General features: G+C 67.8%; 8 protein-coding genes. 1 reads left to right on the top strand and 7 read right to left on the bottom strand.

What is annotated here, in order from left to right:
* Window positions 1-75: 75 nt before the first annotated feature.
* From ndk to FNH08_RS33685, 5 genes are all read right to left on the bottom strand, one after another.
* Complete coding sequence (gene ndk, locus FNH08_RS33705) at window positions 76-489, bottom strand: nucleoside-diphosphate kinase (RefSeq protein ID WP_322725944.1); 414 nt, start codon at window positions 487-489, stop codon at window positions 76-78.
* An 87-nt stretch (window positions 490-576) separates the two neighbouring features.
* Entirely contained in the window at window positions 577-954 is a 378-nt protein-coding gene (locus tag FNH08_RS33700) for a DUF4233 domain-containing protein (RefSeq protein WP_322725943.1), read from the bottom strand.
* Between the two features lie 5 nt (window positions 955-959).
* A complete protein-coding gene (gene folC / locus FNH08_RS33695; RefSeq protein WP_322725942.1) occupies window positions 960-2,480 on the bottom strand; it encodes a bifunctional tetrahydrofolate synthase/dihydrofolate synthase in 1,521 nt (506 codons plus the stop codon).
* Window positions 2,481-2,597: 117 nt separating this feature from the next.
* Complete coding sequence (locus FNH08_RS33690) at window positions 2,598-5,228, bottom strand: valine--tRNA ligase (RefSeq protein WP_322725941.1); 2,631 nt, start codon at window positions 5,226-5,228, stop codon at window positions 2,598-2,600.
* 124 nt (window positions 5,229-5,352) lie between these two features.
* Window positions 5,353-6,627 carry an RNA-guided endonuclease InsQ/TnpB family protein gene (locus FNH08_RS33685; RefSeq protein ID WP_228034506.1) on the bottom strand — a complete coding sequence of 425 codons (1,275 nt, stop codon included), beginning with the start codon at window positions 6,625-6,627 and terminating at the stop codon, window positions 5,353-5,355.
* Window positions 6,628-6,766: 139 nt separating this feature from the next.
* Between FNH08_RS33685 and FNH08_RS33680 the strand changes: the two genes are divergently transcribed.
* Window positions 6,767-7,753 carry a hypothetical protein gene (locus FNH08_RS33680; protein ID WP_152775321.1) on the top strand — a complete coding sequence of 329 codons (987 nt, stop codon included), beginning with the start codon at window positions 6,767-6,769 and terminating at the stop codon, window positions 7,751-7,753.
* Window positions 7,754-8,293: 540 nt separating this feature from the next.
* Here the strand turns inward: FNH08_RS33680 and clpX are convergent.
* Together clpX and FNH08_RS33670 are read right to left on the bottom strand one after the other, a co-directional pair.
* Window positions 8,294-9,580: an ATP-dependent Clp protease ATP-binding subunit ClpX gene (gene clpX, locus FNH08_RS33675; RefSeq protein ID WP_322725940.1), complete on the bottom strand. Its 1,287-nt coding sequence runs from the start codon at window positions 9,578-9,580 to the stop codon at window positions 8,294-8,296.
* A gap of 171 nt (window positions 9,581-9,751) precedes the next feature.
* Window positions 9,752-10,432 (bottom strand): ATP-dependent Clp protease proteolytic subunit, encoded by a 681-nt coding sequence (locus FNH08_RS33670; protein WP_322725939.1) that lies wholly within the window; start codon window positions 10,430-10,432, stop codon window positions 9,752-9,754.
* Window positions 10,433-10,488 lie beyond the last annotated feature (56 nt).

Raw genomic sequence — 10,488 nt, 5'->3', positions numbered from 1 at the left:
GCGCAGCCCCCAGGGAAGGGACGGGAATGGGTAGGGGCGGCGGGGGCGAAGACCCCCCGCGCAACCACCGGAGGGTTACGCGCGCCCGGGGAAGAAGATCTTCACCTCGCGCTCGGCGGACTCCTCGGAGTCGGACGCGTGGATGAGGTTCTCGCGGACGATGACGCCGAAGTCACCCCGGATGGACCCGGGCGCGGCGGCGATCGGGTCCGTGGGACCGGCGAGGGCCCGCAGACCCTCGATGACCCGCTCCCCCTCCACGATCAGCGCGACAACCGGCCCGGACGCCATGAACTCGACCAGCGGCTCGTAGAACGGCTTGCCCTTGTGCTCCCCGTAGTGCTGCTCCAGCGTCTCCTGGTCCAGCGTGCGCAGCTCCAGCGCCGTGATCCGCCACCCGGCCTTGCGCTCGATACGGCTGATGATCTCGCCGGTCAGCCCACGACGAACGGCGTCGGGCTTGAGGAGGACGAGGGTGCGCTGGCTCACGACAGTGACTCCTTCAGTTTTCACAAGTGTGCGGAGCTCAGAAGGCTACAGGGCGCGCCCAACGGAGCGTCACACAGCGTCAGGACGTCACGAGGCCCCGGCACCCGTGGACGCCTCCCCCGGCACCCCCTCGGCCGCCTGCGCCGCGAACCGCGCCTTGGCCTCGTCCACCTTCCGCCCGAAGTGGACGGACGCCCACCACAGCGCCCCGAAGACGGCCCCGAGGAAGAACATGACCGGGACCACGAACCCGGAGGCGATCAGCGCGATCTGGAGCGCCCAGCCCAGCTGTACCCCGCCGGGACGGGTGATCAGCCCGCACAGCAGGACGCACAGCGCCATCGCGACCCCGCAGACCGTCCACACCGTGCTCATGGACAGGTCCGGATCCTTCATCGCGACCAGCCCGGCGAACCCGATGACGAAGAACTCACCGATCAGCGTCGAGGAACACAACGTACGCACGGGACTCAGCCCCTCCCCAGCAGCAGTCGGGCCTCGCCCACGGTGATCACGGACCCGGTGACGAGGACGCCACCGCCCGCGTACTCGCCCTCCTCCTCGGAGAGCGTGATCGCCGCCTCAAGGGCGTCGTCGAGCCTCGGCTCCACCTGCACACGGTCCTCCCCGAACACCTCCACCGCGATTCCGGCCAGCTCGTCCGCGTCCATCGCGCGGGGGGTGGAGTTCTGAGTGATCACGACCTCGGCGAAGATCGGCTCGAATGCCTCCAGCAGCCCCCGCGCGTTCTTGTCGCCGCTCGCGCCCACGACCCCGATCAGCCGGCTGAAGTCGAACGCCTCGCTCACCGCCTCCGCCGTGGCCCGCGCGCCCGCCGGATTGTGGGCGGCGTCCAGGACGACCGTCGGCGAGCGCCGTACGACCTCCAGGCGCCCCGGAGAGGCCACGGACGCGAACGCCTTGCGGACCGTGTCGATGTCGAGCGGCTCCGGCCGCTGGGAGCCCACGCCGAAGAACGCCTCGACGGCGGCGAGCGCCACCGCCGCGTTGTGCGCCTGGTAGGCGCCGTGCAGCGGCAGGAACACCTCCTCGTACTCCCCGCCGAGCCCGCGCAGCGTCAGCAGCTGTCCGCCGACCGCCACCTGCCGGGCGACGACCCCGAACTCCAGGCCCTCCCGGGCCACGGTCGCGTCCACCTCGACGGCCTTCTTCAGCAGCACCTGCGCCGCGTCCACGGGCTGCTGCGCCATGATCACGGTCGCGTCCTGCTTGATGACGCCCGCCTTCTCGCCGGCGATCTCACCGGGCGTTTCGCCGAGCCGGTCGGTGTGGTCGAGGTCTATGGGCGTCACGACGGCCACGTCGGCGTCGATGACGTTGGTGGCGTCCCAGGTGCCGCCCATGCCCACCTCGACGACGGCCACGTCCACGGGCGCGTCCGCGAAGGCCGCGTAGGCCATGCCCGTGAGCACCTCGAAGAAGGACAGCCGGAACTCCTGCGAGCCGTCGACCATCTCGATGTACGGCTTGATGTCCTGGTACGTCTCGACGAACCGCTCGGCCGTCATCGGGGCCCCGTCCAGGCTGATCCGCTCGGTGATCGACTGGACGTGCGGCGAGGTGTAGCGGCCGGTGCGCAGCTCGAAGGCGCCGAGCAGCGCCTCGATCATGCGGGCGGTGGATGTCTTGCCGTTGGTGCCGGTGATGTGGATCGAGGGGTACGACCGCTGGGGCTCGCCCAGCACGTCCATCAGCGCGGCGATCCGCGCGACCGACGGCTCCAGCTTGGTCTCGCCCCAGCGCGTGGCCAGTTCCGCCTCGACCTCGCGGAGGGCCTTGTCGACCTCGGGATCGGCCGGCCGCGCGGGCACGTCGGCCTGCGGCGGCCCGCCCTGGGCGCGCAGGGTACGGCTGCCGGCCTCGATCACCGCGAGATCGGGATCGCGGTCCGTCTCGGCCGCGACGATCTCCTCGAAGGAGTCGACGGGGTCGGGCTGCTCACTGCTGTCGTGCGGGGGGAGCTCACTCACGGGGCCAGTCTACGGACGCGGACTGACAGAGGCTTGAGGCGGCTGTGTCGCTGAGGTGAAGGCCCCCGGAACCTGGTGGCTCCGGGGGCCTTCGACGGCGTACTGGCGTGCGAACGGCTACGCCTGCGGCAGTCGCTCCAGCTGCGCCTGGATCCGCGCGATGTCCTCGTCCGCCTTCGCGAGCCGCGTGCGGATCTTCTCCACGACCTGGTCCGGGGCCTTCGCGAGGAACGCCTCGTTGCCGAGCTTGGCCGTGGCCTGGCTCTTCTCCTTCTCGGCGGCCGCGAGGTCCTTGGCGAGCCGCTTGCGCTCGGCGGCCACGTCGATCACGCCGGAGAGGTCCAGCGCGACCTCGGCGCCCGCCACCGGCAGGGTGGCCGTCGCCGCGAAGCCCTCGCCCTCCGGCTGGAGCCGGAGCAGCTGGCGGATGGCGGCCTCGTGAGGGGCCAGCGCCGTGCCGTCGAGGGTGAGGCGGGCCGGGACGCGCTGGCCGGGCTGCAGGCCCTGGTCGGCGCGGAACCGGCGGACCTCGGTGATCACGGACTGGAGGGTCTCGATCTCCCGCTCGGCGGCCTGGTCACGGAAGCCACTGTCCTTGGGCCAGTCGGCGATGACGAGGGACTCGCCGCCGGTGAGCGTGGTCCACAGGGTGTCCGTGACGAACGGGACCACCGGGTGCAGCAGCCGCAGCGTGACGTCCAGGACCTCGCCGAGGACCCGCTTGCTGACCTCGGCCGCCTCGCCGCCCGCCTGGAACGTCGTCTTGGACAGCTCGACGTACCAGTCGAAGACCTCGTCCCAGGCGAAGTGGAACAGGGCGTCGCTGAGCTTGGCGAACTGGAAGTCCTCGTAGTACGCGTCGACCTGCTCGACCGTCTCGTTCAGCCGGGAGAGGATCCAGCGGTCGGTGGCGGAGAGCTTGTCTGCGGCCGGCAGCTCGCCCTCCACCGTCGCGCCGTTCATCAGCGCGAAGCGCGTGGCGTTCCAGATCTTGTTGGCGAAGTTGCGGGACGCCTGGACCCAGTCCTCGCCGATCGGGACGTCGGTGCCGGGGTTGGCGCCGCGCGCGAGCGTGAAGCGCAGGGCGTCGGAGCCGTACGTGTCCATCCAGTCGAGCGGGTCGACGACGTTGCCGAACGACTTCGACATCTTCTTGCCGCGCTCGTCACGGACCAGACCGGTCAGGGCGATGGTGCGGAACGGAACCTCGCCGTCCATCGCGTACAGGCCGAACATCATCATCCGGGCGACCCAGAAGAAGATGATGTCGTGGCCGGTGAGCAGGACGTCGGTCGAGTAGAACTTCGCGAGGTCCGGGGTCTTCTCCGGCCAGCCGAGCGTGGAGAACGGCCACAGGCCGGAGGAGAACCAGGTGTCGAGGACGTCGGTGTCCTGCTTCCAGCCCTCGGCCTCGGTACCGGGCGGCTCCTCGTCGGGGCCGACGCAGACGACCTCGCCGTCCGGGCCGTACCAGACGGGGATCCTGTGCCCCCACCACAGCTGGCGCGAGATGCACCAGTCGTGCATGTTGTCGACCCAGTCGAAGTAGCGCTTCGACATGTCCTCGGGGTGGATCTTGACCCGTCCGTCGCGGACGGCGTCGCCGGCGGCCTTCGCCAGCGGGCCGACCTTGACCCACCACTGCATGGACAGGCGCGGCTCGATGGTGGTCTTGCAGCGCGAGCAGTGGCCGACGGAGTGGACGTACGGACGCTTCTCGGCGACGATCCGGCCCTGCGAGCGCAGCGCGGCGACGATGGAGGCACGGGCCTCGAAGCGGTCCAGGCCCTGGAAGGGGCCGTGGGCGGTGATGACCGCCCGCTCGTCCATGATCGTGATGGACTCCAGGCCCTGGCGCTGGCCGATCGCGAAGTCGTTCGGGTCGTGGGCCGGGGTGACCTTGACGGCGCCCGTGCCGAACTCGGGGTCGACGTGCGTGTCCGCGACGACGGGGATGGAGCGGTCGGTGAGCGGCAGCTTGATCCGCTTGCCGATCAGGTGCCGGTAGCGCTCGTCGTCGGGGTGAACGGCGACGGCCGTGTCACCGAGCATGGTCTCGGCGCGGGTGGTGGCGACGACGAGCGTCTCGTCGCCCTCGCCGTACTTGATGGAGACGAGCTCGCCGTCGTCCTCCTGGTACTCCACCTCGATGTCCGAGATGGCCGTCAGACAGCGCGGGCACCAGTTGATGATGCGCTCGGCGCGGTAGATCAGCTCGTCCTCGTACAGCCGCTTGAAGATGGTGAGGACGGCCTTGGACAGGCCCTCGTCCATGGTGAACCGCTCGCGGTCCCAGTCGACACCGTCGCCGAGGCGCCGCATCTGGCCGAGGATCTTGCCGCCGTACTCCTCCTTCCACTGCCAGACGCGCTCGACGAACTCCTCGCGCCCCAAGTCCTGGCGGGACTTGCCCTCTTCGGCGAGCTGCTGCTCGACCTTGTTCTGGGTGGCGATGCCGGCGTGGTCCATGCCGGGCAGCCACAGCGACTCGTAGCCCTGCATGCGCTTGCGGCGCGTGAGGGCGTCCATGAGCGTGTGCTGGAAGGCGTGGCCCAGGTGCAGGCTGCCGGTGACGTTCGGCGGCGGGATGACGATGGTGTACGCGGGCTTGTCGCTCTTGGCGTCCGCGGTGAAGTAACCCCGTTCTACCCAGCGCTCGTACAGCTTCCCCTCTACCTCGGCCGGCGCGTACTGGGTCGGCAGTTCGGTGCTGGGCGCTGTGGGCTGCTGCTGAGCGTTCTCGGTCACGGGCTCAGTTTAGGGGTGTCACGACCGTGTCCCGAAACTCGATTCTTTGGTAACGGTGCGCACCCCGATGCATCCCGCGCGCATGGCCTGCGCCAGGATGTCAGGAACGCATAAGCACCTCCGGTCATCTCTGTCTCGGCTTGAGATCTGGAGGGGAACCCAGAGTTGGCTTTCTCCCCCTCGTGGGACGAGGGAGGGCCCCACGACTCGCGCCGCGGGTTTCCTGCTTCATCGCCGACCGCCCGCCCGGAGTGCTCCGTTGAGGTCTTACACCGGCTCCACAGGCCGACACCGCCAGCCCGGCGGCCTTGAGGTTCTGCGCCGCGTTCACGTCCCGGTCGTGGGTCGTGCCGCAGCCGCACGTCCAGGTACGGACGTTCAGCGGCATCTTCTCAGCGAGCATGCCACAGACAGAGCACAGCTTGGAGGAGGGGAACCACCGGTCCACCGCGATCACGTCACGGCCGTACCAGACAGCCTTGTACTCCAACATGCTGCGGAACTCGCTCCATGCCGCGTCGCTGATGGCGCGGGCGAGCTTCCCGTTCTTCATGAGGTTCCGAACGGTCAGGTCCTCGATCACGATCGTTTGGTTTTCACGAACGAGCCGAGTCGTCAGCTTGTGCAGGTGGTCACGTCGCCGGTCGGCGATCCGCGCGTGGATCTTAGCGACCTTGACGCGGGCCTTGGCCCGGTTGGCGCCGTTCCCGTCAGCCTTGCGGGACAGCTCCCGTTGAGCCTTCGCGAGGCGGGCACGGTCTTTCCTTTCGTGCCGGGGATTGATGATCTTCTCGCCCGTGGAGAGGGTCAGCAGGTGATCAAGCCCGGCATCGACCCCGATGACCTCATCAGCCGGCGGGAGCGGCCTCACCCCTGGGTCCTCGCAGAGCAGAGCCACGAACCAGCGCCCGGCCGCGTCCTGCGAGACGGTTACCGTCGAGGGCTGGACATCGTTGGGAAGGGGCCGCGACCAGACGATGTCCAGCGGCTCGCTCATCTTCGCCAGAGTCAGCTTGCCGTCTCGGTAGCGGAAAGCGGAGGTGGTGTACTCGGCCGACGCCCGGGACTTTTTCTTGCTCTTGAAGCGGGGGTACCTCGTTCGCCTGTCCCAGAACGCAACGAACGCACTTTGCAAGTGTCTGAGCGCCTGCTGAAGCGGTACCGAAGACACATCGTTGAGGAAGGCCAGCTCTTCGGTCTTCTTCCACGCCGTCAACATCGCCGACGTCGCGTTGTAGTTGACGCGCTCCTGGCGCAGGGTCCATGCCTCAGTGCGGGCCGCAAGCGCCATGTTGTAGACCTTCCGCACGCACCCGAACGTGCGCGACAGCTCGGCTGCCTGCGCGACGGTCGGATAGAAGCGGTACTTGAACGCCCGCTTCACAGGTGCGGTCTGCATGCTTCACAAGTTACCACTTCAGCTTGTGAGAAGGTGGGAAATGCTGATCCGCCGCAGAGGTGCATCAGCATTCTTCGCCCAACCGCGTAAGAGACTGCCTCTCTCGCCCGCGGGCGGAGGGATCAACGGAGGAACCCTGATGAGCTACAACCAACCGGGCCCGTACAGCGGGCAACCCCAGCAGCCTGGGCCGTATGGGCAGCCGGGCCCCTACGGCCAGCCGCCGCAGACACCCCAGCCTGGCTACGGCTACCCCCAGCAGGCGCCGCCGCCGGCACCGCCGGCCCAGCCCGGCTACGGGTACCCCCAGCAGGCCCCCCAGGGCGCACCGCCGCAGCAGCCGCCCTACGGCCAGCAGGCTCCGTACGGTCAGCAGCCCCCTTACGGCCAGCAGCCCTACGGGGTTCCCCAGCCGCCGGCTCCCGGTGGCGGCAACAAGAAGACGGGGATCATCATCGGCTCGGTGGCCGTCGTGGCCGCGATCGCCGTGGGTGCGTACTTCGCGCTCGGCCTGGGCCGCAGCGGCGGCGGGTCGGACATCGCGGACGACGGGCCGCACAAGCTGACGACGCCGACAACGGCCCTCGACGGTGAGTACAAAAAGTCCGACCGGGCTATGCAGGCCGACTCCATGAGCGACGACGACATCAAGGACTTCGAAAAGTGGGGCGTCAAGGACGCGAAGGACGCCAGTGCCGGTTACCAGAGTGGCGCCGGTCTCAGCGCGAAAAGCCTCTCCTTCAGCGGTGTCTACGGCACGATTGACGACCCAGAGGCCGTAGTGGACGCCATGTTCGCCAAGCTGAAGGAGGAATCTGAGAAGGATGACACCGCCGAGGACACGCAAGGTAAGTTCGTCGGCAGCCCGGAAGAAGTCACGCCCTCTGGCTTCGAGAGCGGCATCATGAAGTGCCAGATCGCCGAGATCACCAATACTGGCTCATCGGGCTCCAGCACGACTCCGCAGACAGTGCGCATGCCCATGTGCATCTGGGGCGACCACAGCACTGTAGCCATCGTCATGGCTGTCGATATCGCGACCTTCGCCACCGGTAAGGGTGGCTCGGCGGATGAGACAGCAAGCCTCGCCGCCAAGCTCCGCAACGACGTGCGCGTCAAGATCTGACGAGCGCACCTTACCGGCGGGGCGCCCCACTAGTCGGGACGCCCCGCCGCTGCTTCAGCGGCTCAGCTTTCAGGCGTAAGCGCAGGCAGTGTGAGCGTGATCCGATTTAACGCCGATCCTAACTAGGGGCGCCACACAGAAAGGACTCGGACCTGTGGGGTAACGCCCATTGCTGCACGCCGCCCGGACATTGACCCCAACTATGTAGCCCCGGTTCGCCAAATAGTTGGTGCAGTTGAGCTGGTCGGCACTCGCCGATGGAGCCGTCGACAGCGGCACAACTACCGCTCCAACAATCACACTTGCCACTGCCAGGAATCTCTTGCCCTTCAGCAACTTCATAATAGGCTCTCCCCTTTCCATTCCACCGATTACTCGAACAAGTGATCGGTGCGGTTCGGGTCAACCTGATCACGAAGCGGGCGCTTTGCTCAAGGTTGGCAAGAAACCTGGCGTGATCCATTCGCCCAGTGTCTGAGACAAGGCGAGGTGCCCGGCGCTTCCTTCAGCACCAGGCACCTATTGGGTATACGGGACCGCCTACGCCGTCTTCTGCTCGCCCGAGCCGCGGCCGCGGGCGTCGCGCGGGATCAGGGTCGGGTTCACGTTCGACAGGACGACGTCCGCCGTGATGACCACGCGGGCCACGTCCTTGCGGGACGGGACCTCGTACATGACCGCCTGGAGGACCTCCTCCATGATGGCTCGCAGGCCCCGGGCGCCGGTCTGGCGGAGGATGGCCTGGTCGGCGATGGCCTCCAGTGCCTCGCGCTCGAAGTCCAGCTCCACGCCGTCGAGTTCGAAGAGGCGCTGGTACTGCTTCACCAGTGCGTTGCGCGGCTCGACGAGGATCTGGAGGAGGGCCGCGCGGTCGAGGTTGTGGACCGAGGTGATGACGGGCAGACGGCCGATGAACTCCGGAATCATGCCGAACTTGACCAGGTCCTCGGGCATGACGTCCTCGAACTGGTCCTTGGACTCCAGCTCGCGCTTGGAGCGGATCGTGGCGCCGAAGCCGATGCCCTTGGCGCCGGCCCGGGACTCGATGAGCTTCTCCAGGCCCGCGAACGCGCCGCCCACGATGAACAGGACGTTCGTCGTGTCGATCTGGATGAACTCCTGGTGCGGGTGCTTGCGGCCGCCCTGGGGCGGGACGGAGGCCGTCGTGCCCTCCAGGATCTTCAGGAGGGCCTGCTGGACGCCCTCACCCGACACGTCCCGTGTGATGGACGGGTTTTCGCTCTTCCGGGCCACCTTGTCGATCTCGTCGATGTAGATGATCCCGGTCTCGGCCTTCTTGACGTCGTAGTCGGCGGCCTGGATGAGCTTCAGCAGGATGTTCTCGACGTCCTCGCCGACGTACCCGGCCTCCGTGAGCGCCGTCGCGTCGGCGATGGCGAACGGGACGTTGAGCATACGGGCCAGGGTCTGGGCCAGCAGGGTCTTGCCCGAGCCGGTGGGGCCGAGCAGCAGGATGTTGGACTTCGCCAACTCGATGGCGTCGTCACGGCCGTTCGCCCCGCCGTTCTCGCCGGCCTGGACGCGCTTGTAGTGGTTGTACACCGCGACCGAGAGGGCCTTCTTCGCGGCCTCCTGGCCGACGACGTATCCCTCGAGGAACTCGTAGATCTCGCGGGGCTTCGGGAGTTCCTCCCAGCGGACCTCGCTCGTCTCCGCGAGCTCTTCCTCGATGATCTCGTTGCAGAGATCGATGCACTCGTCGCAGATGTACACACCGGGGCCTGCGATGAGCTTCTTGACCTGCTTCTGGCTCTTGCCGCAGAACGAGCACTTGAGCAGATCGCCGCCGTCACCGATGCGTGCCACGGTGTGCTTCCCCTTCGCCTGGGAGACGCCTAGGTCCAGCGGCTCCTGGTGCTGCCTTATGTCCGACGGTACCTTGCCTGGCCCCCCGTTCGGGCCCCCCTTGGCACGGTTCGCTTTGACGTGCACTGGGCCAAACCATGTCAAGGGGCGGCAGACGATACAGGGTCCGCGTCAGCGGACGGACTCGTTGTTCATCTTCCGGGTGGAGATGATCTGGTCGATCAGGCCGTACGAGAGCGCGTCCTCGGCCGTGAGGATCTTGTCGCGCTCGATGTCCTCGCGGATCTTGTCGATCGACGTGGTGGAGTGCTTGGCCAGCATCTCCTCCAGCTGCGAACGCATCCGGAGGATCTCATTGGCGGCGATCTCCAGGTCGGAGACCTGGCCGCGACCGGTCTCGCTGTACGGCTGGTGGATCAGCACGCGCGCGTTCGGCAGCGCCATGCGCTTGCCGGGCGTACCCGCGGCCAGCAGGATCGCGGCGGCGGAGGCCGCCTGGCCCATGCAGACCGTCTGGATGTCCGGCTTCACGAACTGCATCGTGTCGTAAATGGCCGTGAGCGCGGTGAAGGAGCCGCCCGGGCTGTTGATGTAGACCGAGATGTCACGGTCGGGGTCCATCGACTCCAGGCACAGCAGCTGCGCCATGACGTCGTTGGCGGAGGCGTCGTCGATCTGCACGCCGAGGAAGATCACGCGCTCCTCGAAGAGCTTCGCGTACGGGTCGTACTCGCGCACGCCCTGGGAGGTGCGCTCGACGAAGCGCGGGATGACGTAGCGGGACTCGGCCGCGGGGCCGGTGTACTCGGCGCGCGCACGGTCGTAGAGGCCGCTGCCGGGGAAGTCGTTCACTGTGGGTCTCCTGGGAGCCTGAGAGGGGCTTGGGCGGTCGGCTGGGGGTCCTGGGG

Source organism: Streptomyces spongiae (assembly GCF_009377185.1).
Lineage (GTDB): Bacteria > Actinomycetota > Actinomycetes > Streptomycetales > Streptomycetaceae > Streptomyces > Streptomyces spongiae.
The sequence above is the reverse complement of the archived record's forward strand: the minus strand, read 5'-3'. Positions and strand labels throughout refer to the sequence as shown.

Excerpts from the sequence above, each read along its gene's own strand:
- FNH08_RS33685 (WP_228034506.1), bottom strand. The coding sequence starts at position 6,627 with ATGCAGACCGCACCTGTGAAGCGGGCGTTCAAGTACCGCTTCTATCCG.
- FNH08_RS33680 (WP_152775321.1), top strand. The coding sequence starts at position 6,767 with ATGAGCTACAACCAACCGGGCCCGTACAGCGGGCAACCCCAGCAGCCT.